This is a genomic window from Nocardioides sp. Z43_10, from assembly GCF_059766615.1.
Genome location: NZ_JCBAJY010000003.1, coordinates 390,193 through 415,532, shown reverse-complemented (window position 1 = coordinate 415,532; position 25,340 = coordinate 390,193). Strand labels below are relative to the sequence as shown.

The 25,340-nt window shown below is 72.3% G+C and carries 29 protein-coding genes; 14 read left to right on the top strand and 15 right to left on the bottom strand.

What is annotated here, in order from left to right; translation table 11 throughout:
• Window positions 1-9: 9 nt before the first annotated feature.
• The 4 genes from AC6EI4_RS08215 to AC6EI4_RS08200 are packed head-to-tail and all read right to left on the bottom strand — an operon-like array spanning window position 10 to window position 3,399.
• Entirely contained in the window at window positions 10-615 is a 606-nt protein-coding gene (locus tag AC6EI4_RS08215; RefSeq protein ID WP_498451159.1) for a response regulator transcription factor, read from the bottom strand.
• Window positions 612-1,724, bottom strand: coding sequence for a sensor histidine kinase (locus AC6EI4_RS08210; RefSeq protein WP_498451158.1), 1,113 nt, complete (start codon window positions 1,722-1,724; stop codon window positions 612-614). The genes AC6EI4_RS08215 and AC6EI4_RS08210 overlap by 4 nt, the downstream gene beginning before the upstream one ends.
• Window positions 1,721-2,500 (bottom strand): ABC transporter permease, encoded by a 780-nt coding sequence (locus AC6EI4_RS08205; RefSeq protein ID WP_498420944.1) that lies wholly within the window; start codon window positions 2,498-2,500, stop codon window positions 1,721-1,723. The genes AC6EI4_RS08210 and AC6EI4_RS08205 overlap by 4 nt, the downstream gene beginning before the upstream one ends.
• On the bottom strand, window positions 2,497-3,399 hold the full coding sequence (locus AC6EI4_RS08200) for an ABC transporter ATP-binding protein (RefSeq protein ID WP_498451157.1): 903 nt from the start codon (window positions 3,397-3,399) through the stop codon (window positions 2,497-2,499). Before AC6EI4_RS08200 ends, AC6EI4_RS08205 begins: the two co-directional genes overlap by 4 nt.
• A 258-nt stretch (window positions 3,400-3,657) precedes the next feature.
• Between AC6EI4_RS08200 and AC6EI4_RS08195 the strand changes: the two genes are divergently transcribed.
• From AC6EI4_RS08195 to AC6EI4_RS08180, 4 genes are all read left to right on the top strand, one after another.
• Window positions 3,658-4,407 (top strand): hypothetical protein, encoded by a 750-nt coding sequence (locus AC6EI4_RS08195; RefSeq protein ID WP_498451156.1) that lies wholly within the window; start codon window positions 3,658-3,660, stop codon window positions 4,405-4,407.
• Between the two features lie 117 nt (window positions 4,408-4,524).
• Window positions 4,525-6,063, top strand: coding sequence for a YjjI family glycine radical enzyme (locus AC6EI4_RS08190; protein WP_498451155.1), 1,539 nt, complete (start codon window positions 4,525-4,527; stop codon window positions 6,061-6,063).
• A 4-nt stretch (window positions 6,064-6,067) separates the two neighbouring features.
• Complete coding sequence (locus tag AC6EI4_RS08185) at window positions 6,068-6,793, top strand: radical SAM protein (protein WP_498451154.1); 726 nt, start codon at window positions 6,068-6,070, stop codon at window positions 6,791-6,793.
• Window positions 6,794-6,865: 72 nt separating this feature from the next.
• A complete protein-coding gene (locus AC6EI4_RS08180) occupies window positions 6,866-7,393 on the top strand; it encodes a Dps family protein (RefSeq protein WP_498420952.1) in 528 nt (175 codons plus the stop codon).
• A 31-nt stretch (window positions 7,394-7,424) separates the two neighbouring features.
• Here the strand turns inward: AC6EI4_RS08180 and AC6EI4_RS08175 are convergent, their stop codons facing one another.
• Genes AC6EI4_RS08175 through AC6EI4_RS08165 form a run of 3 tightly spaced genes read right to left on the bottom strand, consistent with a single transcriptional unit; the run spans window position 7,425 to window position 9,704 of the window.
• Complete coding sequence (locus AC6EI4_RS08175; RefSeq protein WP_498451153.1) at window positions 7,425-7,847, bottom strand: pyridoxamine 5'-phosphate oxidase family protein; 423 nt, start codon at window positions 7,845-7,847, stop codon at window positions 7,425-7,427.
• Window positions 7,844-7,996 carry a hypothetical protein gene (locus AC6EI4_RS08170; protein ID WP_498451152.1) on the bottom strand — a complete coding sequence of 51 codons (153 nt, stop codon included), beginning with the start codon at window positions 7,994-7,996 and terminating at the stop codon, window positions 7,844-7,846. Before AC6EI4_RS08170 ends, AC6EI4_RS08175 begins: the two co-directional genes overlap by 4 nt.
• A gap of 34 nt (window positions 7,997-8,030) precedes the next feature.
• Window positions 8,031-9,704 (bottom strand): dolichyl-phosphate-mannose--protein mannosyltransferase, encoded by a 1,674-nt coding sequence (locus AC6EI4_RS08165; protein WP_498451151.1) that lies wholly within the window; start codon window positions 9,702-9,704, stop codon window positions 8,031-8,033.
• 39 nt (window positions 9,705-9,743) lie between these two features.
• Here AC6EI4_RS08165 and rsmI point away from each other — a divergent pair, with 39 nt between their 5' ends.
• The 7 genes from rsmI to AC6EI4_RS08130 all read left to right on the top strand — a co-directional run bounded on the left by rsmI (window position 9,744) and on the right by AC6EI4_RS08130 (window position 17,675).
• Window positions 9,744-10,595, top strand: a complete 852-nt coding sequence (gene rsmI / locus AC6EI4_RS08160) for a 16S rRNA (cytidine(1402)-2'-O)-methyltransferase (protein ID WP_498451150.1) — start codon at window positions 9,744-9,746, stop codon at window positions 10,593-10,595.
• Between the two features lie 35 nt (window positions 10,596-10,630).
• Complete coding sequence (locus AC6EI4_RS08155) at window positions 10,631-11,539, top strand: alpha/beta fold hydrolase (RefSeq protein ID WP_498451149.1); 909 nt, start codon at window positions 10,631-10,633, stop codon at window positions 11,537-11,539.
• 30 nt (window positions 11,540-11,569) lie between these two features.
• Window positions 11,570-12,469 carry a TatD family hydrolase gene (locus tag AC6EI4_RS08150; RefSeq protein ID WP_498451148.1) on the top strand — a complete coding sequence of 300 codons (900 nt, stop codon included), beginning with the start codon at window positions 11,570-11,572 and terminating at the stop codon, window positions 12,467-12,469.
• A gap of 367 nt (window positions 12,470-12,836) precedes the next feature.
• Window positions 12,837-13,940: a resuscitation-promoting factor gene (locus tag AC6EI4_RS08145; RefSeq protein ID WP_498420964.1), complete on the top strand. Its 1,104-nt coding sequence runs from the start codon at window positions 12,837-12,839 to the stop codon at window positions 13,938-13,940.
• 29 nt (window positions 13,941-13,969) lie between these two features.
• Entirely contained in the window at window positions 13,970-14,923 is a 954-nt protein-coding gene (gene rsmA / locus AC6EI4_RS08140) for a 16S rRNA (adenine(1518)-N(6)/adenine(1519)-N(6))-dimethyltransferase RsmA (RefSeq protein ID WP_498451147.1), read from the top strand.
• Complete coding sequence (locus AC6EI4_RS08135) at window positions 14,920-15,846, top strand: 4-(cytidine 5'-diphospho)-2-C-methyl-D-erythritol kinase (RefSeq protein ID WP_498420967.1); 927 nt, start codon at window positions 14,920-14,922, stop codon at window positions 15,844-15,846. Before rsmA ends, AC6EI4_RS08135 begins: the two co-directional genes overlap by 4 nt.
• Window positions 15,846-17,675, top strand: a complete 1,830-nt coding sequence (locus AC6EI4_RS08130; RefSeq protein ID WP_498451146.1) for an ABC-F family ATP-binding cassette domain-containing protein — start codon at window positions 15,846-15,848, stop codon at window positions 17,673-17,675. Before AC6EI4_RS08135 ends, AC6EI4_RS08130 begins: the two co-directional genes overlap by 1 nt.
• Window positions 17,676-17,696: 21 nt before the next feature.
• Here the strand turns inward: AC6EI4_RS08130 and AC6EI4_RS08125 are convergent, their stop codons facing one another.
• On the bottom strand, window positions 17,697-18,182 hold the full coding sequence (locus tag AC6EI4_RS08125; protein ID WP_498420972.1) for a MarR family winged helix-turn-helix transcriptional regulator: 486 nt from the start codon (window positions 18,180-18,182) through the stop codon (window positions 17,697-17,699).
• Window positions 18,183-18,271: 89 nt separating this feature from the next.
• On the opposite strand from AC6EI4_RS08125, the gene AC6EI4_RS08120 reads away from it, so the two are divergent.
• Together AC6EI4_RS08120 and AC6EI4_RS08115 are read left to right on the top strand one after the other, a co-directional pair.
• Window positions 18,272-19,066 carry a methyltransferase domain-containing protein gene (locus AC6EI4_RS08120; RefSeq protein WP_498451145.1) on the top strand — a complete coding sequence of 265 codons (795 nt, stop codon included), beginning with the start codon at window positions 18,272-18,274 and terminating at the stop codon, window positions 19,064-19,066.
• Entirely contained in the window at window positions 19,063-19,458 is a 396-nt protein-coding gene (locus tag AC6EI4_RS08115) for a VOC family protein (RefSeq protein WP_498451144.1), read from the top strand. The genes AC6EI4_RS08120 and AC6EI4_RS08115 overlap by 4 nt, the downstream gene beginning before the upstream one ends.
• Before the next feature lies 1 nt (window position 19,459).
• Here AC6EI4_RS08115 and AC6EI4_RS08110 read toward each other — a convergent pair whose 3' ends face one another.
• From AC6EI4_RS08110 to AC6EI4_RS08085, 6 genes are all read right to left on the bottom strand, one after another.
• Window positions 19,460-20,047 (bottom strand): TetR/AcrR family transcriptional regulator, encoded by a 588-nt coding sequence (locus AC6EI4_RS08110; protein ID WP_498421683.1) that lies wholly within the window; start codon window positions 20,045-20,047, stop codon window positions 19,460-19,462.
• Between the two features lie 306 nt (window positions 20,048-20,353).
• Window positions 20,354-21,202 carry an amino acid ABC transporter permease gene (locus AC6EI4_RS08105; protein ID WP_498451143.1) on the bottom strand — a complete coding sequence of 283 codons (849 nt, stop codon included), beginning with the start codon at window positions 21,200-21,202 and terminating at the stop codon, window positions 20,354-20,356.
• Complete coding sequence (locus AC6EI4_RS08100; protein ID WP_498420980.1) at window positions 21,199-21,903, bottom strand: amino acid ABC transporter permease; 705 nt, start codon at window positions 21,901-21,903, stop codon at window positions 21,199-21,201. The genes AC6EI4_RS08105 and AC6EI4_RS08100 overlap by 4 nt, the downstream gene beginning before the upstream one ends.
• 81 nt (window positions 21,904-21,984) lie before the next feature.
• Complete coding sequence (locus AC6EI4_RS08095; RefSeq protein WP_498451142.1) at window positions 21,985-22,881, bottom strand: glutamate ABC transporter substrate-binding protein; 897 nt, start codon at window positions 22,879-22,881, stop codon at window positions 21,985-21,987.
• An 85-nt stretch (window positions 22,882-22,966) separates the two neighbouring features.
• Window positions 22,967-23,743, bottom strand: a complete 777-nt coding sequence (locus tag AC6EI4_RS08090) for an amino acid ABC transporter ATP-binding protein (RefSeq protein WP_498420984.1) — start codon at window positions 23,741-23,743, stop codon at window positions 22,967-22,969.
• Between the two features lie 104 nt (window positions 23,744-23,847).
• Entirely contained in the window at window positions 23,848-24,063 is a 216-nt protein-coding gene (locus AC6EI4_RS08085; protein WP_498420986.1) for a hypothetical protein, read from the bottom strand.
• 51 nt (window positions 24,064-24,114) lie between these two features.
• Here AC6EI4_RS08085 and AC6EI4_RS08080 point away from each other — a divergent pair, with 51 nt between their 5' ends.
• Complete coding sequence (locus AC6EI4_RS08080; protein ID WP_498420988.1) at window positions 24,115-24,621, top strand: DUF2243 domain-containing protein; 507 nt, start codon at window positions 24,115-24,117, stop codon at window positions 24,619-24,621.
• Window positions 24,622-24,640: 19 nt separating this feature from the next.
• On the opposite strand, the gene AC6EI4_RS08075 is transcribed toward AC6EI4_RS08080, so the two are convergent.
• Entirely contained in the window at window positions 24,641-25,285 is a 645-nt protein-coding gene (locus AC6EI4_RS08075; RefSeq protein WP_498451141.1) for a hypothetical protein, read from the bottom strand.
• Window positions 25,286-25,340 lie beyond the last annotated feature (55 nt).

The following is a 25,340-nucleotide window of genomic DNA, read 5'->3' as shown; positions in this document are numbered from 1 at the left end:
GTCCGGGGGTCAGATCCAGCCTCGTGCCAGGGCGGTGCGGGCGGCTTCGGCCCGGGTGGCCGCTCCGGTCTTGCCGATCGCGGCGGAGAGGTGGTTGCGCACCGTGCCCTGGCTGAGGTGGGCGGAGCGCGCGATGGCCGCGACCGGGGAGCCGTCCACGCTCAGCCGCAGGATCTCCGCCTCCCGGTCGGTGAGCGGCGAGGGGCCGGTGATCAGCGACTCCGCGGCCAGCGCGGGGTCGACGACGCGCAGCCCCGCGTGCACCCGGCGTACGGCGTCGGCGAGCTCGCGGGCCGGGGTGTCCTTGACGACGAACCCGGCCGCGCCGGCGTCCAGCGCCCGGCGCACGTAGCCGGGCCGTCCGAACGTCGTCACGATCAGCGAGCGCACCTCGGGCAGGTCCTGGCGCAGTCGCTCGAGCACCTCGAGCCCGGTCAGCCCGGGCATCTCGATGTCGACCAGGCAGACCTGCGCCGCCGAGGCCCGCGCCGCCTCGACGACCTCGTCGCCGCGGCCGACCTGGGCGACGACCTGCAGGTCCGACTCCAGGTCGAGCAGGGCGGCGAGGGCGCCGCGGACCAGGGCCTGGTCGTCGGCCAGCAGCAGCCGGATCATCCGAGCACCACCTCGACGCGGGTGCCGGGAGCCGCGTCGGCCACCGACAGCGCTCCGCCGGCGTCCCGGACCCGCTCGCGCATCCCGCGCAGCCCGTTGCCCTCGGGGCCGCGCAGCCCGTCGCCGTCGTCGGTGACCGTGACGCCACGCGCCGTGAGCTCGACGACCACGTGCCGGGCGCCGGCATGGCGCACCACGTTGGTGACCGCCTCGCGCAGCACCCAGGCCAGCAGGGTGCGGTGGCGCGGGTCGGTGTCGGCCACCGAGCCGACCACCCGGGTCTCGATGCCGGCATCGGCCAGCACCAGCGGCGCGGCCGCCAGCTCGGCCTCGAGGTTCCCGGCGCGCAGCCCGCCGACGGTGGCGCGGATCTCGGCGAGCGCCTGACGAGCCGTCACCTGGATCGAGTCCAGCTCGGCCCGGGCGCGCTCGGCATCGACGTCGATCAGCCGCCCGGCCAGCTCGGCCTTGATGCTGAGCGCGGTGAGCGAGTGGCCGAGCACGTCGTGGACGTCGCGCGCGACCCGCTCGCGCTCCGCGGCCAACGCCAGCATCGAGCGCGTCTGGTCGAAGCGCCGCTCGCCCTGGATGAAGAGCCGCAGCAGCACCATCGCGACGATGATCGGCCACACCATCAGGAAGAAGAACGTCGGGAACCCGCTGTCGGTGAGCGCCGGGATCAGCGGCAGCAGCGCGACGGCGAAGGTCACCCGCGGCCACCAGGGAGCCGGCAGCAGCAGCGCCGCGGCGGCGCCCAGGTACGGCGTCAGGTCGATCGCCCGCATCCCGATGATCGGGGTCGTCGCGGCGGCGAGGGCCACCAGCGTCGCGAACACCGGCCACGGCCGGTCGTCGAGCGCTCCGAAGCCGACCATGTACACGGCCCCGAACGCCGCGAGGAGCCCGAGACCGATGCCGATGACGAGCGGCGAGTGCCCGCTCTCGAGCGTCGCGAAGACCGGGTAGACCAGGAAGACCAGCCAGATCCCGGCGAAGACCCAGGTGAAGCGCTCCCAGGGCGAGACCGGCGAGACCGGCGAGGCGGGCGAGGCCGGAGCACCTGACGAGACCGAGGCGGGGGAGCGCGGCGGGAGGCTGGCGGTGCTCACGCCCGCTCCCGGCTGCGTCGTACGCCCCACAGCGCCAGGCCCACCAAGATCACCGTCCACACGAGCACGTTAGCGACCGGGAGCCACACCGTCTCGTGCGAGCCGTCGCTGAGCCGTCCCTCGGTGATCGGATAGCGCGCCAGGGCCGCGTAGCCGTAGAGCGGGGAGAAGCGGCCCACCTCGAGGATCAGCCCGGACATCGGGGTGAACACGTTGCCCAGGAAGGCCATGATCACGATCAGCCCCGAGGCGATCGAGACGGCGTTCTCGCTGCGGAAGAACAGGCACACCGCCAGGCCGTAGACCGCGAACAGCGCCGATCCCGCCCACACCACGAGCGCGGACAGCACCCAGTCGGAGGCCGAGCCCTCCGCACCGGTGAGCGCGCCGAGCGCGTAGATCGCCGCGATCGGGACCGCGGCGACGACCATCGCCAGCGCGGCCTTGAGGGAGACGAACGAGAGGGGCCGCAGCGGGGTGAGCGCGAGCTGGCGGCCCCAGCCCATGGTCCGCTCGGTGGCGGCGCCGCCGGCGACGTGGGTCGTCGCGGTCACCGCGCCGTACGCCGCCATCGACACCATCACGTACATCGAGACGTTGCCGCTGCCCACGGAGTCCTCCGAGCCGAGCCCGAACACCACGTACATGAACGTCGGCAGGCCGACGACGAAGAACATCGAGACCCGGTCGCGTAGCTGGCGGCGCAGGTCGAGCAGCGCGTAGCCGGTGAGCGCGCCGGACGTCCGGGGGGAGGGGAGGGCGACGGTACTGGTCATCGGACGGCTCCGGTCAGGTCGTGGGCGGGGCTGGGGGTGCCGGTGGTGGGCGGGTCACCGGCGGTCAGGCTGAGGAACGCCGCCTCCAGGCTGGCGCTCGACACGGTCACCTCGTCGACGCCCAACGGGCCCAGGGCCTCCCGGACCCGGGCCAGCCAGGCAGGAGCCACGCCGTCCCGGTCGAGGGCGGCGGGCGGCGGAGTGAAGGTGATCGTTCTGCTGCCGAACGCCGCCCGGACGTCGGCGGTCGGCCCGTCCTCGACGATCCGGCCGGCCCGCATCAGCACCGTCCGCTCGGCGAACTCGTCGGCCTCGGCGAGGTAGTGGGTGGCGAAGACGATCGTGCGCCCGCCGGCGGCGTCGGCGCGCATCGCCTCCCAGAACGACTGGCGGGCGTGGACGTCCATGCCGGTGGTGGGCTCGTCGAGCAGGATCAGGTCGGGGTCGGGCAGCAGGGCGAGGGCGAACCGCAGCCGCTGCTGCTCGCCACCGGAGCAGGCGCCCACCCGGCGGCCCGTGAGCGCGCCGAGCCCGGCCCGCTCGACGGCGTCGTCGACCCGGTCGCGGCGTCGGTGCAGCGCGGCGATGGCGCGCACGGTCTCCAGCACGGTGAAGTCGGGCAGCAGGCCGCCGCTCTGCATCACCGCGCTGACCCGCCCCTCGGCCACCGCACGCCGCGGCGCCACGCCGTACATCTCGACGCTGCCGGAGGTGGGCGAGGTGAGCCCGAGCAGCATGTCGACGGTGGTGGTCTTGCCGGCGCCGTTCGGGCCGAGGAAGGCCACGATCTCACCGGGCTGGACGGTCAGGTCGACGGAGTGGACGGCGGTCACGGTGGAGCCGTCGGCGAGGGAGAAGGCCTTGCTCAGGCCACAGGTGCGGATCGCTGGGATCGTCATGCATCCAGCATCGGCCGACGAGCGCGGCCGGCCCTGGCTCACCTGTCACGACCTGGCCATGACGGGTGTCATGCCTGGCTCACCCGTTGCTGGTCGACCCGTCAGTGGCGCCGCGACACCCCGTCTAGACGGTCGAGGCATTGACGGGTCGCGAGGTTTGTGGGGGGAGGGGGCGTGGAAGGTTCAGCCGGGAGATCGGCGAGTTCTCGACGCCGTCGGGGCGGCGATCTCAGCTTTCTCAGAGGGGGAATGCACTTCATGCGCTCGACTCGTTCCGTCCGGATGGCCGTCGCGGCCGTCGCCACCGTCAGCCTGCTGGGGCTCAGCGCCTGCTCGGACGACTCCGAGGAGCCGAAGGCGGAGAACAGCTCCGCCGCCGAGGAGTCGCCGTCCGCAGACGAGGCAGCCGAGTCCGAGGCGCCCGAGGAGCCCGAGGAGTCCGAGGAGTCCGAGGAGTCCGAGTCGATGTCCGGGGGAGGACAGCCGGACTGGGCGTACCCGGTCGTCACCGACGGCGAGCTGATCTCCACCATCGAGGCCGGCGACGTCACCGTCGAGGTCTACCAGGTCGGCACCGCGAAGGCGACGAGGGACGGCCAGTTCGCGGACCCGAAGACCAACAAGCCGCTGCTGGCCAAGGGCGACGAGATCGTCTTCGTCAACTACGTCGTCACCAACAACGGCGACCCCATCGACCTCAGCATCAGCCTGGTCAGCATCTCCGCCCGCTACGACGACTGGGAGTGGATGCAGGGCATGGACGCCGTCGTCGACGAAGCGCTCTTCGAGGAGAAGGGGCTGAACGACGACGCCACGGTGCCGGGCTCCTTCCGGGAGCCCGGGGTGTACACGCTCGGCTCCGGCCAGCAGTACTCCTACGCCGAGAACTTCAAGCACCAGCCGAACTCGCCGATCACCTTCGACGTGTCGATCACCCCGGTCGACGCCGAGGGCGAGCTGCTCCATGACGACCGGGTCGAGGCCGAGGGCACCGGCACCATCGCCTGACCCGATCACCTGTCCCGCTCCATCCCGAGAGCCCCGAGCGCCCCGTGCCTCGGGGCTCTCGCCGTTGAGGCCGTTCGGCCCTACTTCGCCGGCGCCCTCGCCCGGGACCCTGGGCTGGTGGAGTCCGACGAGCTACGCACCCGCGCCCGCGCCCTGATCGACGACGAGACGCTGACCTACCACCAGCGTGTGCAGCGGCTGGCCGCCCTGGCCGAGAGCGCGCTGGCGCCGCCGCCGGTCTCCGCGGCGTGTGCGCGGGCGCTGGACAAGCGCGTCATCTGCGACATGTACGAGGGCAACGCGCCCTTCCGTCCGCGCTACGTGCTGCCCGACTACGCCAAGCTGCTGCGCGACGGCTCGGCGTTCCTCGAGCTCGGCCCGGCCACCGACCTGGACGAGGCGCTCAGCACGCTGCTCATCGCCTACTCCCAGGTGCCCTCCATCACCGGCTACCCGGTCTGGCTCGGGGACCTCGATGCGCTCCTGGAGCCCTTCGCCGCAGGTGTCGAGGACGAGCGGCTGTACCGGAGCCTGCGGCTGTTCTGGATCTCGCTGGACCGGATGTTCCCCGACGCCTTCACCCACGCCAACCTCGGCCCGGCCGAGACCCGGGTCGGCCGGACGGCCCTGCGCCTGGAGCGCGAGCTGCTGCAGGTGGTCCCCAACCTCACCCTGAAGGTCGACCCCGAGCAGACCCCGGACGACTACGTGCGCGATGCCGTGGAGACCGTGTTCGCGTGCGCGAAGCCGCACTTCGTCAACCATCCGATGATGGTCGCCGACCTGGGCCCGGCGTACGGCGTGGCGTCGTGCTACAACTCGCTGCGCGCCGGCGGGGGCGCCCACACGCTCGTGCGGCTGAACCTGCGCGAGGCGGCGCTGCGCCACCGGGGCTCGCGCGAGTCGTTCCTCGCCGAGGTGCTGCCCCGCTACGTCGAGCTGACCGCGGAGCTGATCGAGGCCCGCACCCGCCACCTGGTCGAGCAGGCGCGCTTCTTCGAGCACTCCTGGCTGGTCGCCGAGGGGCTGGTCCACCTGGACCGGTTCTCGGCGATGTTCGGCATCTACGGCCTGGCCGAGGCGGTCGGGTTGGTGCTCGAGCACGAGGGGTCCGCGGGACGCTACGGCCACGACGCCGCCGCCGACGAGCTGGCGCTGCAGATCCTGCAGACCGTGCACCGCCTCGTCGCCGAGCGCCCGCTGCCCTACTGCGAGGGGTTCGGTGCCCGGGCGATGCTGCACAGCCAGTCGGGCATCGACAGCGACGTCGACGTCACCGCGGGGGCTCGGATCCCGATCGGGGAGGAGCCCGGGCTGCTGCGCCACCTGCGGACCGTGACCCCCGGCCACCGGCTCTTCGCCGCGGGCGTCAGCGACATCCTCGCCTTCGACGAGACCGCCCGGCGCAACCCCGCGGCCGTCGTCGACGTGATCCGCGGCGCCTTCCGCACCGGCATGCGCGACATCACCTTCAACCTCGACAGCAACGACTTCATCCGGATCACCGGCTACCTGGTGCGCAAGTCCGACCTGGCGCGCATCGAGGAAGGCGCCCGGCACGCGAGCACGTTCCTCGGCGCGGGCTCGGTGGAGCAGTCCCATGTCGAGCGGCGCGCGCCCAAGCGGGTGCTCGCCCGGGAGCTCGGCGAGGGGTGAGCCGATGCTGACCACGACCGGGCGGCTCGCGGACGTGATCGACTTCTCCTGGGTCGACGGCCCGGGCAACCGCTACGTGGTCTTCGTGCAGGGTTGCTCCTTCGACTGCATCGCCTGCCACAACCCCGAGACGATCCCGCGCCGGTGCCCCACCGCCCGCCGGGCGAGCGTGGCGGAGCTGCTCGCCGAGATCCGGGTGGCGGCGCCCTACCTGAGCGGGGTGACGGTCTCCGGTGGCGAGGTGACCACGCAGTACCCGTTCGTCCGCGCGCTGTTCGCCGCCGTGCGTGCCGACCCCGCGTGCGCGCGGCTGACCACGTTCGTCGACTCCAACGGCTTCGCGGTGCGCAACGTGTGGGACCGGCTGCTGCCGGTGCTGGACGGGGCGATGATCGACCTCAAGGCACTGGACCCCGAGGTCCACCAGCGGCTCACCGGGCGCCGCAACGACCTGGTCCTGGACTCCATCCGGCACCTGCATGCCCACGGGCGGCTGCACGAGGTGCGGCTGCTGCTGGTGCCCGGGCTCAACGACAGCGCCGAGCAGCTGGAGCGCACCGCGCAGTGGCTCGCGGCGCTGGACCCGGCGCTGCGGGTGGTCGTCCTCGGCTTCCGTCGCCACGGGGTGCGCCCCGAGCACCAGCACCTTCCCGAGGCGACCCCCGAGCTGCTGGCCGGTGCCCGCGAGCTGCTCGAGCGGGGCGGGCTGCGGGAGGTGAGCACCGTCTGAGGTAACCCTTACTGGAATGGTTCCAGAAAAGGTGGCATGGTTGCCCGAAGCGCCTACAGGAGGAGAAGAACCATGACCGAGACGACCCAGAGCACCACCCAGCACGTCGCCCGCCCGCCGTTCCAGGCCTCCGAGCAGCTGGCGTCCCACCTCCAGCAGCTCCACGTGGACCTGGTCGACCTGCACGTGCAGGGCAAGCAGGCCCACTGGAACGTGGTCGGCCTCAACTTCCGCGACCTCCACCTGCAGCTCGACGAGGTCGTCGACGCCGCGCGCGAGTTCTCCGACCAGGTCGCCGAGCGGATGCGCGCCATCTACATCACCCCCGACGGGCGCGCCCAGGCCGTCGCGGAGCAGAGCAGCCTGCCGCAGTTCCCGGCCGGCGAGGTCAACACCGCCGAGTGCGTCGACCTGATCACCGCCGCGCTGTACGCCGTGTGCGGCACCGCGCGCCGCATCCACGACGAGGTGGACGCCGAGGACCCGACCACGGCCGACATCCTGCACACCATCCTCGAGCGCCTCGAGCAGCTCGCCTGGATGATCGACTCCGAGAACCGGGTCGCCAACAAGAGCCTGCCGCGCCCGATCCACCGCTGAGCCGACCGGCCGGCCCGGCCTCGCCCGGCCCTCAGCCGAGCAGGCTCGGCGAGGCCAGGAACCTGTCCACGTCGACCCGCAGCGCCACGCGCTGCGGGTTGACGCGCGGGGCCCGGTAGCGCGCGGCGTACATCTGCTCGGCGCGACGCACCGACGCCGGGTCGTCGAGCAGCACCGCGCGTCCCTCCAGCGTCGACCACCGTCGCCCGTCCACCTGGCAGGCGGCGACCACCGCCCCGCCGGCTCCGGCGGCGCGCACCTGGCGGGCCTTGTGCGAGGTCGCCGAGGTGATCACCCACCCGCAGCGCCGCTCGGGGTCGAGCGCCACCCCGACCGGCACCACGTGCGGGGTGCCGTCGGCGCGCAGCGTGGTCAGCGTGCACAGGTGCCGCTCGGCCCAGAAGTCCAGCAGCGCCGCCGGGAAGGCCTCCCAGCCGGGCCGGAAGCCGCTCATGCCCGGACCGGCCAGGGGGCCACGCACACCCAGCCCAGGGAGACCAGCGACCAGATCGAGAACGCCCGCCCGGCCGGGGCCAGGAGCGTGGAGTCGGAGTCGAGCGGCACGGTGATCTGGCGGGCGCGGTCCGCGGCGGGGGCAGTCACCCGACCGAGCGTAGCCAGCGCGGCAGCGCCGGGCTCAGATCCAGCGGGAGAACCAGATCCGGTCGATCCACTCGGAGTGGGTGAGCAGCTCGTCGGTCCAGATCGGCCAGAACCACGCGAAGTTCACCAGCACCAGCATGAAGAACGACCCGGCCGCGACCACTCCCGCCGTACGCCGCGGGGTCGCGGCCGCCGCGCCGCCGGCGGGGCGTGAGCCGATCAGCCTGCCCATCGTCAGGGTGAGCGCGAGCACCAGGAAGGGCAGCGTCGCGATCGCGTAGAAGAAGAAGATCGGCCGGTCCGCGTTGGGCACCCACGGCAGCCAGGTGGACAGCGTGCCGACCACGCACAGGCCGAAGCGCCAGTCGCGCTGGCCGACCCACACCACCGCCGAGAAGATCAGCGCGAGCACCCCGCCCCACCACAGCACCGGCGTGCCGAGCAGCAGCACCTGGCGCAGGCAGTCGCTGCCCTCGGGGGCGTCGCAGCCCTGGTCACCGGGCTGGATGTCGAGCTGGGCGTCGACGCCGACGGGCCGGTTGAGCAGCAGCCAGCCCCACGGCGAGGAGGCGTAGGTGTGCTCGCTGTCGTCGAGGAACTGGGTGTGGAAGATGAAGACGTCGCGGTGGTAGTAGGCCAGCGAGCGCAGCGACTGGACGACCTCGCCGAGGCCCTCGGCGTCGGGCTCGGTGGCGGTCGGCCACTGCTCGCCGCCGTCGTGGGTCGTGTACTGGGTCTGCGAGAGCGCCTGCTCGTACTCCTCGGCGTGCACCAGCCAGCCGGTCCAGGTGGCCACGTAGACCACGAAGGCCACGCCGACCAGCTGCAGGAAGGCCGGCACGCCGTCGACCAGCGCCGAGCGCAGGATCGGCAGCCGGACCCCGAAGGAGCGGCGCGCCCCGGCGCTCCACAGCCAGACCAGCAGCCCGAAGGCGGCCATCGGGAACAGCGCGGTCCACTTGGTGCCGACGGCGAGCCCGAAGCACACCCCGCCGGCGACCAGCCAGGGCCGCCAGAGCATCGCCCGCACCGGCCCCCAGCCGCCGCTCACCTGGCCCGGCACCAGCCGCGCCAGCCGGGCCCGTGAGGACTGCCGGTCGGCCACCAGGCAGTGCACGGCGCAGAGCAGGAAGAAGGCCAGGAAGATGTCGAGCAGGGCGAGCCGGGAGAGCACCAGCTGCAGCCCGTCGAAGCACAGCAGCAACCCGGCCAGCAGGCCGAGCGCCGTGGAGCCGGTGAGGCGCCGTGCGAGGCGCACCATCACCACGACCATCAGCGCGCCGACCACCGCCGAGGCGATGCGCCAGCCGAACGGGTCCATCCCGAACGCCTTCTCGCCCAGCGCGATCAGCCACTTGCCCACGTCGGGGTGGACGATCATCGACGGGTCCTGGAGCCAGTGGCCCCCGGTGTCGCCGGCGAGGATCGCCTCGTCGGCGCCGTCGTCGTACTCGCGGACGTAGCCGTGCTTGAGCAGCGACCAGGCGTCCTTGGCGTAGTAGGTCTCGTCAAAGGAGAACTGGTGCGGCGTGTCGAGGCGCCAGACCCGCAGGAACAGCGCGAGCACCCCCGCGCCGAGTGCGGCCACCCAGCCCATCAGCCGCTCGCGGGGGCCGCCGCGCAGCGCCCGCAGCGGCGCTTGCGCCCGCTCCTGGGCGGTCGGGACGACGTCGCCGGTGGCGGTGCGGGAGAGGCCGGTCGTCGTCACGGTCGGAACTGTACTGAGTGCGCCTGCGATGATCGGGCCATGACAGAAGACGCGACCGCTCCCGGTGTCCTGGTCCTGGCGGGCACTCCGATCGGCCGGGTCGAGGACGCTCCGCCGCGCCTGGCCAGCGAGCTGGCCGGCGCCGACGTGGTCGCCGCCGAGGACACTCGCCGGCTCAGGCGGCTGACCTCCGAGCTGGGCGTGAGCGTGTCCGGGCGGGTGGTGTCCTACTTCGAGGGCAACGAGGCGGCGCGGACCCCGGTGCTGCTCGAGGCGCTGCTCGAGGGCAAGCGGGTGCTGCTGGTCACCGACGCCGGGATGCCGAGCGTCTCGGACCCCGGCTACCGGCTGGTCGCCGCCGCCGTCGAGCACGACGTCACCGTCACCTCGGTCCCCGGGCCCTCGGCGGTGCTCACCGCGCTGGCCGTCTCCGGGCTGCCGGTGGACCGCTTCTGCTTCGAGGGGTTCCTGCCCCGCAAGGCCGGCGAGCGCGGCCGGCGGCTCGCCGCGCTGGCCGGGGAGGAGCGGACGATGGTGTTCTTCGAGGCGCCGCACCGCACCGAGGCGGCCCTGGCCGCGATGCGCGACGCGTTCGGCGCGGACCGCGCGGGCGCGGTCTGCCGCGAGCTGACCAAGACCCACGAGGAAGTACGCCGCGGCGCGCTCGCCGAGCTGGTCGAGTGGGCCGGGGAGGGGGTGCGCGGGGAGGTGACGATCGTGGTCCGCGGCGCCGAGGTCGGGCACGACGTCGCCTCGGACCCTGACAGCCTGCGCGCCGCGGTGCTGGAGCTGGAGCAGGTGGGTACCTCCCGCAAGGACGCGATCGTCGAGGTGGCCCGGCGCGCCGGTGTCCCCAAGCGCGAGGTCTACAACGAGGTGCACAGATCCTGACCCGTCAGCCCGGAACGACCCCCCACGGAGGACACATGCCCATCAGCGACCGACTCACGACGTACACCCGCGACGGGCTGACCTTCGACGTCACCGACTCCGGACCGCTGCCCGCGGACAGGACCGCCGCCGGCTCCGGCGAGATCGCGGTGCTCCTGCACGGCTTCCCCGAGCGCGCCAGCTCCTGGGCGCAGGTCTCCGCGGCCCTCAACGCGGCCGGGGTGCGCACCTTCGCCCCCGACCAGCGCGGCTACTCCCCGGGCGCCCGCCCGCGTGGGCGCGCGGCGTACCGGCTGAGCAACCTGGTCGCCGACGTCGAGGCGCTGATCGAGGAGATCCGGCTGCTGACCGGCACCGAGCGGGTCCACCTCGTCGGCCACGACTGGGGGGCGATGGTCGCCTGGGGCCTGGCCGCCACCCGGCCCGAGCTGTGCCGCTCGCTGGTGACGGTCTCGGTGCCGCACCCGGCGGCGTTCCTCGGCTCGATGGTGCGCTCCACCCAGGCGCTGCGCTCGTTGTACATGGGCCTGTTCCAGACTCCGATCCTGCCCGAGGTGCTGGCCCGGACCAGTCCGGGTCGCGTCGAGGACGCGCTGCGCGCGGCGGGCATGGACGCCGACGGCGTGGCCCGGTTCCGCCGCGAGATCCTCGAGTACGGCGCGCTGCCGGGCGGGCTGGCCTGGTACCGGGCGCTGCCCTTCGGCCTGGCCGGTGGATCGGTCCTGCGCCGCCCGGTCACGGTGCCGACCACGCACGTGTGGAGCGACGGCGACGTGGCGCTGGCCCGCAAGGGCGCGGAGCTGACCGAGGCGTGCGTGAAGGCGCCCTACGAGCTGCGGGTGCTCGAGGGCGTCTCGCACTGGATCCCGGCGCAGGCACCCGAGCTGTTGGCCCCGATCGTCCTGGAGCGCATCGCCTCCGTCGGTACGCGGGCCGCCAGCTAGCCTCGCGGGCCGCGGGTTAGCCTCGGTGGCGTGACCGAGCAGCCCACCCGAGCCCGCGCCGAGACAGACGAGCAGGGCAGCCGACGCGACCGGACCCGCCCGCCCGCGCCCGAGCCGCTGCCGCACCCGGTGGTGGACAACCACTGCCACCTCGACATCGCGGACGGACCCGAGGGCGAGCACTGGCTCGGCACCGACCGGGCGCTGGCCGCGGCGGCCGAGGTGAACGTGACCCGGATCGTGCAGATCGGCTGCGACCTGCCCGGAGCCCGCTGGGCGGTGGAGGCGGCCGAGCGCTACGACGCGCTGGTGGCGGGCGTCGCGCTGCACCCCAACGAGGCTCCCCGGCTGGCGGCCGAGGGGCGGTTGGAGGAGGCGCTCGCCGAGATCGAGCGGCTCGCCGGCGCCCACGACAAGGTGCGCGCGGTGGGGGAGACCGGCCTCGACCACTTCCGCACCGGCGAGGAGGGCCGCGCGGCGCAGGTCGAGAGCTTCCGGCGCCACATCGACCTGGCCAAGCGGCTGGACAAGACCCTGGTCATCCACGACCGCGACTCCCACGCGCAGGTGCTGGAGGTGATCGACAGCGAGGGCGCCCCACAGCGGTGGGTGATGCACTGCTTCTCCGGCGACGCCGACTTCGCCCGGGCCTGCCTGGACCGCGGCGCGCACCTGAGCTTCTCCGGGACGGTCACCTTCAAGAACGCCCAACCGCTGCGCGACGCCCTGGTGGTGGCGCCGCAGGACAGGGTGCTGGTGGAGACCGACGCGCCGTACCTCACGCCCCACCCGTACCGGGGCCGACCCAACGCGTCGTACCTGATCCCGCTCACGATGCGGGTGATGGCCGAGACCCGGGGCGAGGACCTGGAGGCGCTGTGCGCAGCCGTGGACGCCACCACGACGGCCGTCTTCGGGGGCGCCTGGTAGCCGTCGGCGGGGCTCGGGAGCCGGGTGAATCGCGTCACCACCCCGATGTGCGGGTCCCGGCGGAGTTTGATATGGCGGGATCCGCCGTTACTGTCGTGTGACTGACAGCCGGAATCGGGACTCCCGACCGGAGCAACAGGTGGCCCCCAACGGGCAGCCGTCCGCAGCTGAGCGGGCGAAGCGGACGTCTTCCCCTGGCGTCCAGGCCGCCGAGACCCACGCACGCAGCTCGACGTCACCAGCGCCATCGGTGTCACGTGCGGGGATGCCCCGGCACCCGAGAACCGGACAGGACGACGTTCGGAGAATCGTGCAGAGCACGCTGACTAGCAAGCTGGCCCGCCTGGGTCGGAACAGAGCCATTCTGGTGACCGTGGCGACCCTGGTGGTGCTGGCTGTGGCCGGCAGCACGGTCGGATACTCCATGCTGACCAAGAAGGTCACCCTCTCCCTGGACGGCGAGGCTCGCAGCGTCTCCGCCATGGCCGGGACCGTCGGCGAGGTCCTCGAGGACGAGGGCATCGAGGTGGGCGAGCACGACATCGTCGCCCCCGACCCCGACCAGAAGGTGAGCGACGGGGACCGGATCACCGTCCGCTTCGGCCGGCCGCTCGAGCTGAGCGTCGACGGCGAGACGAAGACCCACTGGGTCAACTCCACCGACGTGCAGGGCGCGCTCGACGAGATCGGGCGCCGCTTCGGCGGCGCCGACCTCTCGGTGAGCCGTAGCGCCGACATCAGCCGCGAGGGCCTGGCCCTCGAGGTGGTCACGGCGAAGAAGCTCACGGTCCTGGTCGCCGGCAAGAAGGTCAAGGCCGACAAGGTCCACGCGCTCACCGTGCAGGAGGCTCTCGAGGAGCTCGGCGTCAAGCACGACGACGACGACGAGGTGAAGCCGCGGCTCAAGGCCCAGGTGGAGAGCGGCGACAAGATCGTCGTCACCAAGGTCAGGGTCGTCACCAAGCAGGCGCGCGGCGAGAGCATCGACTTCGACACCGTGAAGAAGAAGGACCCCTCGATGTACGAGGACGAGGACGAGGTCCAGCGCGAGGGCGTCCCCGGCAAGCGCGACGTCACCTACCGGCTGACCTACCGCGACGGTGAGCTGGTGCGCACCGAGGTGGTGCGCTCCAAGGTCGTCAAGCGTCCGGTCGACGAGATCGTGCGGGTCGGTACCAAGGAGCGTCCCGCCGAGCCGGCGGCGCCGAGCACCAACTACGCCTCCGGCAACAGCGTGTGGGACCGGCTCGCGCAGTGCGAGTCCGGCGGCAACTGGGCCATCAACACCGGCAACGGCTACTACGGCGGACTGCAGTTCTCGCTGTCCACCTGGCAGGCCTACGGCGGCACCGGGCTGCCCAGCTCGCACAGCCGCGAGACCCAGATCGCCGTCGCCACGAAGCTGCGCGACGCCTCCGGTGGCTACGGCGCCTGGCCGCACTGCTCCGCGCAGCTGGGTCTGCCCCGCTGACCACGCAGCGCGCCGACTACGCTGGTGGAATGCCTGACCAGGGCCCACCGGCCGCCTCCACCTCCGCCGGGCCGAGACTTCTCGGCCCGGCGGAGGTGCGTTCGCTCGCCGCGCGACTCGACGTGCGCCCCACCAAGCAGCGCGGGCAGAACTTCGTCATCGACCCCAACACGGTGCGCCGCATCGTGCGCGACTCCGGGATCGGCCCCGACGACGTGGTCATCGAGATCGGCCCCGGGCTCGGCTCGCTGACGCTGGCCCTGCTCGCGGTCGCGCGGCGGGTGGTGGCCGTCGAGCTCGACGAACGGCTCGCCGACGAGCTGCCCGCGACGATCGCGACCTACGCCCCCGACCACGTGGACGCCTTCGAGGTGGTCCACGCGGACGCGCTGCGGGTGCGCGAGATCCCGGGCCCGGCGCCCACCGCGCTGGTGGCCAACCTGCCCTACAACGTGTCGGTCCCGGTGCTGCTGCACATGCTGGAGCTGCTGCCCTCGCTCGAGCGCGGGCTGGTGATGGTGCAGGCCGAGGTGGCCGACCGGCTCGCCGCCGGTCCCGGCTCCAAGGTGTACGGCGTGCCGTCGGTGAAGGCCGCCTGGTACGCCGAGGTGCGCCGCGCCGGGGCCGTGGGACGCAACGTGTTCTGGCCCGCGCCCAACGTCGACTCCGGCCTGGTCGCCTGGACCCGGCGCGAGCCGCCGGCGACCACCGCCACCCGCGAGCAGGTCTTCGCGGTGGTGGACGCGGCGTTCGCGCAGCGGCGCAAGACCCTGCGCGCGGCGCTGCGTGGCCTGGCGGGCTCGGCCGAGATCGCCGGGGCCGCGCTGGCCGCGGCGGGCGTCGAGCCGAACACCCGCGGCGAGCAGATCGGGGTCGTCGAGTTCGCGCGGATCGCCGAGGGCCTGGCGCTGGCCCAGGCCGCCTGTGCCGAGGACGCCGGTGCCGAGGACGGCGTGACGCCGGCCGGGGAGGGCGCCCGGTGACCGCAGCGGTCCACGTCCCCGCCCCTGTCACCGTCCGAGCCCCCGCCAAGATCAACCTCCACCTGGGCGTCGGTGCGCCACGGCCCGACGGCTTCCACCCGCTGGTCACCGTCTACCAGGCGGTCGGGCTGCACGACGACCTGAGCGCCGCGCCGGGCCAGGGGCTGAGCATCGCCGTCGAGCCCGCGCCGTACGTCGACGCGGGCGCGGTCCCGCTGGACGGGTCGAACATCGCGTGGAAGGCGGCCCGGCTGCTGGCCGCGCACCACGGCATCGAGCCGCACGCCGCACTCAGCGTCACCAAGGCCATCCCGGTGGCCGGCGGGATGGCCGGCGGCTCGGCCGACGCGGCCGCGGCGCTGGTCGCCCTGGACCGGCTGTGGGACCTCGGCACCTCCGACGCCGACCTGCTGCGGATCGCGGCCGAGCTGGGCAGCGACGTCCCGTTCGCGCTGGTGGGCGGCACCGCGCTGGGCACCGGGCGCGGCGAGGTGGTGGAGCCGCTCGCCGACGAGGGGCCCTGGTGGTGGGTGGTCGTGCCCTCGGACCGGGGCCTGTCCACCCCCGAGGTCTACCGGCACTACGACCGGCTCTTCCCCGACGCCGGCCCCACCCCGGCTCCGGCGCGGGCGCTGCTCGGGGCGCTCGCGGCCCGGGACCCGGCCCTGCTGGCGGCCACGCTGCACAACGACCTGCAGGCCCCCGCGATCGACCTGCGCCCCGACCTGGGCGAGGTGATCGCCCGCGGCGAGGAGGCCGGGGCCCTGCGCGGCATGGTCTCCGGGTCCGGGCCCACCGTCGTCTTCCTCTGCTCCTCCGGTCCCCACGCCCGCGCGGTCGCGGGCGAGCTGGAGACCGTCTCCCCTGTCGTCCTCGTCGCCAACGGCCCTGTCGCCGGCGCACACCTCGTGAGGTACTCCTGATGTCCAACCTGATCAACCTCGAGAAGGTCTCGAAGTCCTACGGCATCCGGCCGTTGCTGACCGACGTCTCGCTCGGCATCGCCGCCGGCGAGCGGATCGGCATCGTCGGGCGCAACGGCGACGGCAAGACCACGCTGCTGGAGGTGATGGCCGGCCTGGAGGAGCCCGACAGCGGCCGGGTCTCCCGCTCGCGCGGGCTGCACATCGGCTACCTGCACCAGGGCGACGAGCTGGTCGACACCCACACCGTGCGCGAGGCCGTCCTCGGCGGTCGCGAGGACCACGAGTGGGCGGCCGACTACGCGATGCGCGAGGTCGTCGAGGTGCTGCTCGCGGGCGTCTCGCTGGACCGCCCGGTGCTCGGGCTCTCCGGTGGCGAGCGCCGACGCTGCTCGCTCGCGGCGCTGCTGCTGGGCGACCACGACCTGATCATCCTCGACGAGCCGACCAACCACCTGGACGTGGAGGCGGTCGCGTGGCTGGCCCAGCACCTGGTGAACCGCCCCTCGGCGATGGTCGTGGTCACCCACGACCGGTGGTTCCTCGACGAGGTCTGCCAGTGGACCTGGGAGGTGCACGACGGGGTCGTGGACGCCTACGAGGGCGGCTACGCGGCGTACGTGCTGGCCAAGGCGGAGCGCACCCGGCAGGCCTCGGCCAGCGAGACGCGCCGCCAGAACCTCGCCCGCAAGGAGCTCGCCTGGCTGCGCCGCGGCGCCCCGGCGCGGACCGCGAAGCCGAAGTTCCGCATCGACGCCGCCAACGCGCTGATCGCCGACGTGCCCCCGCCGCGCGACCGCCTGGAGCTGCAGAAGTTCGCCACCCAGCGCCTCGGCAAGGACGTCATCGACCTCGAGGACGTCGACCTGGTGCGCGGCGAGCGCACGCTGCTGCACCACGCCACCTGGCGGCTGGGTCCCGGCGACCGGGTGGGCATCGTCGGGGTGAACGGGGCCGGCAAGACCTCGGTGCTGTCGCTGATCGGCGGCCTGCTCGAGCCGGCCTCGGGGCGGGTGAAGACCGGCAAGACCGTCTCCCTGCAGCACCTCACCCAGCAGCTCGACGACCTCGACCCCACCGAGCGGGTGCTGCCGTCGGTGGAGCGGATCCGCCGGGTCACCAAGACCGCCGACGGCGAGATCACCGCGATGTCGCTGCTGGAGCGGTTCGGGTTCACCGGCGACCGGCTCACGGCGCGCATCGGCGACCTCTCCGGTGGCGAGCGGCGCCGCTTCCAGCTGCTGCGCCTGCTGCTGCTCGAGCCGAACGTGCTGCTGCTCGACGAGCCCACCAACGACCTGGACATCGACACCCTCAACGTCCTCGAGGACTTCCTCGACGGCTGGCCGGGCACCCTGATCGTGGTCTCCCACGACCGGTACTTCCTGGAGCGGGTCACCGACTCGGTCTGGGCGCTGCTGGGCGATGGCCAGATCGCGATGCTGCCGCGCGGCGTCGACGAGTACCTGGAGCGCCGCGCGGCCGACCTGGCCGCCGAGGACGCCGCGCTGGCGGCAGCGGCCGCCGTACCGGCGTCGGGCACGGTCGGGGCGTCTTCGACCGCGGGCGCTGCGGGCGGGAACGCTCCAGGGTCGAAGAAGGCCAAGGCCGGCAGCGCCGAGGAGCGGGCCGCGCGCAAGACCGTCGCCCGCCTCGACAAGCAGCTGGCCAAGCTCACCGCCCGCGAGGCCGAGATCAACGCCGAGCTCGCCACGCACTCCGAGGACTACGAGCGGATGGCGAAGCTCACCAAGGAGCTGGGCGAGCTGGCCGGCACCCGCGCGGACATCGAGCTGGAGTGGCTGCAGGCGGCAGAGCTGCTGGAGTGACGGGTGGGGCGGCCGGCAGCCTCAGCTGAACGACGACAGCAGCGCCCGCAGGCTGTCGGCCAGCTCCTGGCGCTGCGCCTCGGGGAGTACGGCGAGCAGGTCGCGCTCGGCGGCGACCAGGGCCTCGAAGGCGGCGTCGACGCGGGTCTTGCCCTCGGCGGTGAGGCGGACCAGGACCCCGCGGCGATCGCGCGGGTCGGGCAGCCGCTCGACGAGCCCGCGGGCGGCGAGCCGGTCGACCCGGTTGGTCATCGTGCCGCTGGTCACCAGGGTCTCGCGCAGCAGTCGGCCGGGGGAGAGCTCGTAGGGGGTCCCGGCGCGGCGCAGCGCGGCCAGCACGTCGAACTCCCACAGCTCGATCGCCTGGGCGGTGAACGCCGCGCGGCGGGCCAGCTCCAGCTGGCGCGCGAGACGGCTGATCCGGCTGAAGACCTCCACCGGACCCAGGTCGAGGTCGCCGCGCTCACGCGCCCACGCCTCGACGAGCTCGTCCACCTCGTCGCGCATGCGCCCATGCTAGCGCCCCGGTCGAGAATCTTGACATCGAGATAAGTCCGCCTGCAAACTGTCTTGACGTCGAGACAATTGGAGGCGACATGCAGAGCTGGGACCCCGGGCAGTACCTGACCTACGCCGATGAGCGCGGTCGGCCCTTCGTCGAGCTGCTCCAGCGGGTGGGCGCGCAGGCCCCGGACCGGGTCCTCGACCTGGGCTGCGGCCCCGGGAACCTGACCCGGCTGCTGGCCGAGCGCTGGCCGGGCGCGCAGGTGCGCGGCCTCGACAGCTCCACCGAGATGATCACCCGAGCCCGACGCGACGCGCCCGGCATCGAGTTCGTCGTCGCGGACCTGCGCGACTGGCTCGCGCAGGAGGAGGAGCCGGCGCTGGACGTGCTGGTCTCGAACGCCACGCTGCAGTGGGTGCCCGGTCACCTCGAGCTGCTGCCCGCGCTGGTGAGCCGGGTGGCGCCCGGCGGCTGGCTGGCGCTCCAGGTGCCCGGCAACTTCGAGGAGCCCAGCCACACCATCCGCCGTGACCTGGCCGCCGACCCGCGGTTCGCGCCGTACACCGCGGACGTGGCGACGCCGCAGGCGCACGACGCCGCGACCTACCTGGAGGCGCTGAGCGGGCTGGGCTGCCGCGTCGACGCCTGGGAGACCACCTACCTGCACGTGCTGGCGGGGGAGGACCCGGTCTTCGCGTGGGTCGCGGCCACCGGGGCCCGGCCCACGCTGCAGGCGCTGCCCGAGCGGCTGCGCGGGGAGTTCGAGGGCGAGTTCAAGGAGCGTCTGCGGGCGGCGTACCCGGCGCGAGCAGGGCGCGTCGTGCTGCCGTTCCGTCGGGTCTTCGCGGTGGCGCAGGTGGCCGGCGGCGCGGAGGCGGGCCGATGAGGCTGCACCACGTCCAGGTGGCGTGCCCCCAGGGCGGGGAGCCGCTGGCGCGCCGCTTCTACGCAGAGGGGCTGGGCCTGAGCGAGGTGGCCAAGCCCGAGGAGCTGGCCGCGCGCGGCGGCGCCTGGTTCCGGGCCTACGACGCGCGCGGCGCGGTCGCCGCGGAGATCCACGTCGGCGTGGAGGCGCCGTTCGCCCCCGCCCGCAAGGCGCACCCGGCGCTCGTCGTGGACGGGGTCGCCGAGCTGGAGGAGGTGGGGGAGCGGCTGCGCCGGCTGGGCTTCGAGGTCGACTGGACGCAGCGGCACAGCTTCACCGGCTACCAGCGCCTCCACAGCTTCGACGGACACGGCAACCGGGTCGAGGTGCTGGCCGCGCAGCCGGCCGGGTGAATCAGGTGACGCGCAGGGCGCGCGGTGCCGCCTCCAGCGTGGACAGGCCGTTCCAGGCCAGGTTGACCAGGTGCGCGGCCACCTCACGCTTCTCGGGGGCGCCGAAGTCGAGCCACCACTGGCCGGTCGAGGCGACCATGCCGACCAGCATCCGCGCGTACATCGGCGCCAGCGCCGCATCCAGCCCCAGCCGGGCGAACTCGTTGACGAGGATGCCCTCGACCCGCCCCACGACGTCGCCGATGATCGTCTGGAACGTCGAGGACCCGATCGGGCTGTCGCGGGTGATGATCCGGAAGCCGTCGGGCGAGGACTCGATGTAGTCGAGCAGCGCCATCGTCGCGCCCTCCAGGATCTGGCGCGGGCCCCCCACCAGCGAGGCCTGCATCACCGTCAGCAGTTGGGTGACCTCGCGGTCCACGACGACCGCGTAGACGCCCTCCTTGCCACCGAAGTGCTCGTAGACCACCGGCTTGGACACCCCGGCCCGGGCCGCGATCTCCTCGATCGACGTGCCGTCGAAGCCGCGCTCGGCGAACAGCGCCCGGGCCACCCCGAGCAGCTGCGCGCGGCGCTCCCCGCTGGTCATCCGGCTGCGGGTCCTGGGCGTGCTCACGCCAGCATCCTCGCAGACGCCCCGAGCAGGTGATGCCGGCGTTCGCTCCGCTCCGGCCGCCGTTTGGTCCCCACCGGAGAGAAATCCGGGCATCGCGCTGCCGTCTCTGCCCAATCGGCGACCCCGCACGCACGGCGGACGACGTCAACGGCGCGGTGCCCCGGCAGACGGGCGGCCGCGGACGCCGATTGGTCAGAGACGGAGGGCCACGGGCGGAAATCCTCGCCGTTGGGGACCAAACGGCGCGTCAGGGAGACCGCCGAGGCGGCCCCACAGCGTTCAGACCGCCCGGCCGTCGGTGTTCCCGGCGCCCGGCACGACCAGCTTCTTCTCGCCCACGTACTTCTTCTGGACCCAGGTCGCGGCGCCGGTCAGGATCAGGTTGACCGTGACGTAGATCGCGGTGACGACCAGCGCGGCCTGGACCTGGTTGGCGAACTCGCCGTAGATCTGCTTGCCGACGAAGGTGAGGCCGGGCGCGCTGATGGCGTAGCCGAGGCTGGTGTCCTTGAGGGCCACGACGCACTGGCTGATGATCGAGGGCAGCATGATCTTCACGGCCTGCGGCATCAGCACGATCCGCATCACCTGCGACTTGCGCATCCCGATCGCATAGGCGGCCTCGGCCTGTCCGGCGGGAACGGCGAGCACCCCGGCGCGGAAGATCTCGGCGAGCACCGAGCCGTTGTAGAGCGTCAGCGCGATCACGACGCTCCAGTAGGCGCCGATGCCGCCCTCGCCGACGCCGTAGGCGAAGAACAGGAAGATCATCAGCAGCAGCACCGGGACGGCCCGGAAGAACTCGACGACCAGCCAGCACGGCCAGCGCACCCACGCGTGGTCGGAGAGCTTGCCGATCCCGAAGAAGGCGCCGAAGACCACGGCGAAGAGGATCGACAGACCTGCCATCTGCAGGGTCTTGAGCAGCCCGTCCACGAGGAGCGCTTGAACGTACTGCGGAGTCACGAAGGGCTCCCACAGGGAGTACTCGAGCTGCCCGTAGTCGTAGAAGCGCTTGATCACCAACGCCGCCGCGGCCAGCACCAGCAGGGTGCCCGCGATCGTGTAGATCCGGTGCCGGGCCTTGGTGCGGGGTCCCGGCGCATCGAAGAGGACGCTGTGGCTCATCGCGCGGCCACCGCCCATCGCTTCTCGAGTCGGTTGGCCGCCAAGGAGACGACCTCCACGATGACGATGTAGCCGATCGCGAACATGATGAAGACAAGCTCCCGTTCGTCGGCGTTGCGGTTGGAGAAGTACTTCATCCGGGCGGTGGCCTCCAGGATCCCGAAGACCCCGGCGATGGAGGTGTTCTTGATCAGGGCGATCTGGACACTGGCCAGCGGCGGCAGCGTCGCGCGCAGCGCCTGCGGCAGCACGACGTGGCGCATGGAGCCCAGGAAGGTGAGGCCGATGGCCCGCGACGCCTCGGCCTGGCCGAGGGGGACCGAGTTGATGCCCGAGCGGAAGGCCTCGCACACGAACGCCGCGGTGTAGAGACTCAGGGCCAGGCATGAGCGGAAGAAGAAGCCGGAGACGTACCAGTCGCCGGGGGTCAGCCGGTCGGTGATCTCCTCCACGGAGTTGAACGTCAGGCCCAGCTTGGGTGCCGCGATCGCCATGAAGATGAAGATCATCAGCAGCGGGGTGTTGCGCACCACGGTCACGTAGACCCCGGCCGCGCGGGCGAGCACCTTGACCGGTCCCACCCGCATCGCCGCGAGCGCGACGCCGAGGATCAGCGAGGCGATCCCGGAGATGACGAACAGGGCGATGACCATGCCGAACGCGCGCAGGTAAAGATCGAAGTTGGAGAGGATGTCGTCCACTCAGCTCACCGCCTTCCGTTCGTAGGGGACATGAGCGTGGGCCGGGCGCTCGCCCGGCCCACGCTCATGCAGGGGTCGTGATCAGGCCTGGCACTCGTCCAGGGTGGGCGGCTCGGGGGCCTCGGCGCCGGACTTGCCCAGCGTCGCGTCCCACGCGGCCTCCCAGTCGCCGTTCTCGAAGGACTCCTCGAGCACGCCGTTGATCCACTCGCACATCTCGGGGGTGGTCTTGGAGTAGCCGACGCCGATGCGCTCCTCGGAGAACTCCTCGCCGACGACCTCGAGCTCCTCGGGGTTGATGGCGGCGTATCCGAGCAGGATCGAGCCGTCCGTGGTCATCGCGTCGACGGTGCCGTTGAGGACCTGGTCGCGGCACTCGGAGTAGGTGTCGAAGCCGCGCGGCTTGGCGCCCTCGGCCTCGACGTTCTCCAGCGAGGTGGAGCCGGTCACCGAGCAGACTTCGGTGCCCTTGATGTCCTCGACGCCCTGGATGTCGCCGCCCTTCTTCACCAGCAGCTGCTGGCCGGTGATCATGTACGGCCCGGTCTGGCCGACCACCTGGCGGCGCTCGTCGGTCATCGAGTACGACGCGAGCACGAGGTCGACCTCGCCGGCCTCGAGGAAGGGCTCGCGGTTGTCGGAGATGGTCTCCTTCCAGGTCACCTTGCTGGTGTCGCTGGGGTCGATCCCGAGGTCGGCGACCAGGAGCTTGGCGATCTCGATGTCGAAGCCCGACGGCATGTCGTCGGTGGCGCCCTTGAAGCCGAGGCCGGGCTGGTCGTACTTGACGCCGACGGTGATCTTGCCGGCCTCGGCCAGCTCCTTCATCCGGGTGCCGGCGTCGAAGTTCTCCGCGGCGTTCTCCTTGGCATCGACCTTCGGCGCGTCGCTCTCCTCGTCGCCGGCGTTGCCGCACGCGGCGAGGGAGAGGGCGAGTCCGGCTGCCGCCAGCACCGCCTTCGTCTTGATGAGTCGCATGAACTGTCTCCTTCTGTCGCGAGCCGGTCGGCCCCGTGGTGCTGGTGGTCGGTGCGGGTCAGTGCAGGGGGGTGGTGCGCGCGGCTCAGTGCTTGAGGATCTTGCCGAGGAAGTCCTTGGCCCGCTCCGAGCGCGGGTTCGTGAAGAACTCCTCGGGGGTGTTCTCCTCCACGATCGCCCCGTCGGACATGAAGATCACCCGGTCCGCGGCGGTGCGGGCGAAGCCCATCTCGTGGGTGACCACGACCATGGTCATCCCGCGCTTGGCGAGATCGACCATCACGTCGAGGACCTCCTTGATCATCTCCGGGTCCAGCGCGGAGGTGGGCTCGTCGAAGAGCATCACCTTGGGGTCCATCGCCAGCGCACGGGCGATCGCCACGCGCTGCTGCTGGCCGCCGGAGAGCTGGGCGGGGTACTTCTCGGCCTGGTGGGCGATGCCGACGCGCTCGAGCAGCTCGCGGCCCCGCTTCTCGGCGTCGGCCTTCTTCTGGCCGCGCACCTTGATCGGGCCGAGCGTGACGTTCTCGAGGATCGTCTTGTGCGCGAAGAGGTTGAAGCTCTGGAAGACCATGCCGACCTCGGCACGGAGCTTGGCCAGGGCCTTGCCCTCCTGCGGCAGCGGCTTGCCGTCGAGGGTGATCGTGCCCTTCTCGATCGTCTCGAGGCGGTTGATGGCCCGGCACAGGGTGGACTTGCCCGACCCGGAGGGGCCGATGACCACGACGACCTCGCCGCGGTGGACGGTCAGGTCGATGTCCTGCAGGACGTGCAGGTCGCCGAACCACTTGTTCACACCGTCGAGCACGACGAGCGGCTCTCCCTGGCCCGTCGGGGCAGGGTTCTTCTCCAGCGCTGTCATGGCGAGAAAGGTAGCGGCATGCGGGCTCTCCGGCCATCTCTGATGCTGGACAGAGGTCAACCGGAACCGTCTCGTGACCTTCTCGGGTCGCCGAACCGCCCGGCTCAGGTGGGTCCGGGCAGGTCGCTTCCCTGCTGGGAGCCGCCGGCGGAGATGCTCTCCAGGTAGCCCGCCATCTTCTCCTGCGCCGACGCGTTCTCGCGGCCGTGCGTCTTGGCCCAGTCCTCCGCTGCGGCCGTCATCGTGTCGCCGCGCTGTTCGTCGGCCATGCTTCCGTGCAGCTGGGTGGTCTCGTCGCCGGTGAGTGCCTCGTCGCTCATGGTGGAGCCCGTACCCGTTATCGCCGCGCGGCGAACGGGTACTCCCGCGCCATGGACACCTCGCCGCGACCTCCCTCGAAGGCCGCGGGCCTGCTCTACGGCCTCGGTCTGGGCGGCTTCGTCGACGGCATCGTGCTGCACCAGATCTTCCAGTGGCACCACATGATCAGCCACACCGAGGAAGCGCCGATGAACACCCTGGCCGGGCTGGAGCTGAACACCGTGGCCGACGGCTTCTTCCACCTGGCCACCTGGTTCCTGGTCCTGGCGGCGTCGATCACGACGCTGGCGATGTGGCGCCAGGGGCGCCTGGCGCCGTCCTGGGGCTTCCACTTCAGCCTGGTCCTCGCCGGCTGGGGGATCTTCAACCTGGTCGAGGGCCTGATCGACCACCAGATCCTGGGCATCCACCACGTCCGCGACGACCTGGGCGGCCCGCTGTCGTGGGACCTCGGCTTCCTGGCCCTGGGGGCGCTACAGCTGGGCGTCGGCTGGTGGTGGCACAAGCGGGCGGCGCGTGCGCTCGAGGAGCGACACCCGGCGCGCGCGCTCGCTTAGGAGCCGCGCCGCCGCGCCGTCAGCGCGCGACCACCCGGTAGTCGTCGCCGAGGACCTGCTGCAGCTCCCGGGCGATGGCGAAGCCCTCGTCCTCCCACGCGAAGATCGCTGCGTTGTTCTCTGCGGTTGCCAGCTGGTACCTCCCGGCATCCGCAACCCAGGCAAGGACCCTGTTTTTCAACGCGTCGGGCGTCGTGGGGAGCGCCTTCGGTTGGCCGGCATCGCCCGCATGCTCGTCGGACAAGACCAGGTCGCCGCTCGTGGCATCGGCGTTCAGCCTGCTCAGCTGGACCAGCGTGCGCGGTTCGCGACGCGGTGCCTCGACCTCGATGCCGGGGTGGACCTCACTCGAGAGGCGCCGCAGGAGGTCCTGCTGTCGCTCGAAGTGTCGGCGCTTCCAGTCGTCACTGGGCTCGGCTCTCAGCGAGGCTGATTCCTCGCACCAGGCGGTCGCGTCATCGAAGAGCTCTCGCGAGATGCCGATCCACTCATGGAGCTCGTCGAAGTCGTCGCTGATGAAGACGCCGCCCTCCCAGAAGGGGCCGATCTCCGGGGCGCCGTCCCAAAGCCTCACCGAGCGCACCGGGTCGTCGGTGTCGTCACCCTCGGCAAACCCCGCAGGCGGGTGCGCATACCAGCCGAACCGCTCGCCCTCGTCACTCATGACCTCACTCTTCCAGACCGAGCCGGCGCGCATGGGCCACTTTGCTGCGCCACGG

Bases quoted from the DNA above. Each gene is read 5' to 3' on its own strand.
- AC6EI4_RS08075 (WP_498451141.1), bottom strand. From the start codon at position 25,285: ATGAGTGACGAGGGCGAGCGGTTCGGCTGGTATGCGCACCCGCCTGCG.
- AC6EI4_RS08200 (WP_498451157.1), bottom strand. From the start codon at position 3,399: ATGACGATCCCAGCGATCCGCACCTGTGGCCTGAGCAAGGCCTTCTCC.
- AC6EI4_RS08195 (WP_498451156.1), top strand. From the start codon at position 3,658: ATGCGCTCGACTCGTTCCGTCCGGATGGCCGTCGCGGCCGTCGCCACC.
- rsmA (WP_498451147.1), top strand. From the start codon at position 13,970: ATGCCTGACCAGGGCCCACCGGCCGCCTCCACCTCCGCCGGGCCGAGA.
- AC6EI4_RS08115 (WP_498451144.1), top strand. From the start codon at position 19,063: ATGAGGCTGCACCACGTCCAGGTGGCGTGCCCCCAGGGCGGGGAGCCG.
- AC6EI4_RS08185 (WP_498451154.1), top strand. From the start codon at position 6,068: ATGCTGACCACGACCGGGCGGCTCGCGGACGTGATCGACTTCTCCTGG.
- AC6EI4_RS08080 (WP_498420988.1), top strand. From the start codon at position 24,115: ATGGACACCTCGCCGCGACCTCCCTCGAAGGCCGCGGGCCTGCTCTAC.
- AC6EI4_RS08215 (WP_498451159.1), bottom strand. From the start codon at position 615: ATGATCCGGCTGCTGCTGGCCGACGACCAGGCCCTGGTCCGCGGCGCC.
- AC6EI4_RS08205 (WP_498420944.1), bottom strand. From the start codon at position 2,500: ATGACCAGTACCGTCGCCCTCCCCTCCCCCCGGACGTCCGGCGCGCTC.
- rsmI (WP_498451150.1), top strand. From the start codon at position 9,744: ATGACAGAAGACGCGACCGCTCCCGGTGTCCTGGTCCTGGCGGGCACT.
- AC6EI4_RS08125 (WP_498420972.1), bottom strand. From the start codon at position 18,182: ATGCGCGACGAGGTGGACGAGCTCGTCGAGGCGTGGGCGCGTGAGCGC.
- AC6EI4_RS08120 (WP_498451145.1), top strand. From the start codon at position 18,272: ATGCAGAGCTGGGACCCCGGGCAGTACCTGACCTACGCCGATGAGCGC.
- AC6EI4_RS08130 (WP_498451146.1), top strand. From the start codon at position 15,846: ATGTCCAACCTGATCAACCTCGAGAAGGTCTCGAAGTCCTACGGCATC.
- AC6EI4_RS08180 (WP_498420952.1), top strand. From the start codon at position 6,866: ATGACCGAGACGACCCAGAGCACCACCCAGCACGTCGCCCGCCCGCCG.
- AC6EI4_RS08085 (WP_498420986.1), bottom strand. From the start codon at position 24,063: ATGAGCGACGAGGCACTCACCGGCGACGAGACCACCCAGCTGCACGGA.
- AC6EI4_RS08095 (WP_498451142.1), bottom strand. From the start codon at position 22,881: ATGCGACTCATCAAGACGAAGGCGGTGCTGGCGGCAGCCGGACTCGCC.
- AC6EI4_RS08090 (WP_498420984.1), bottom strand. From the start codon at position 23,743: ATGACAGCGCTGGAGAAGAACCCTGCCCCGACGGGCCAGGGAGAGCCG.
- AC6EI4_RS08175 (WP_498451153.1), bottom strand. From the start codon at position 7,847: ATGAGCGGCTTCCGGCCCGGCTGGGAGGCCTTCCCGGCGGCGCTGCTG.
- AC6EI4_RS08155 (WP_498451149.1), top strand. From the start codon at position 10,631: ATGCCCATCAGCGACCGACTCACGACGTACACCCGCGACGGGCTGACC.
- AC6EI4_RS08105 (WP_498451143.1), bottom strand. From the start codon at position 21,202: ATGAGCCACAGCGTCCTCTTCGATGCGCCGGGACCCCGCACCAAGGCC.
- AC6EI4_RS08110 (WP_498421683.1), bottom strand. From the start codon at position 20,047: ATGACCAGCGGGGAGCGCCGCGCGCAGCTGCTCGGGGTGGCCCGGGCG.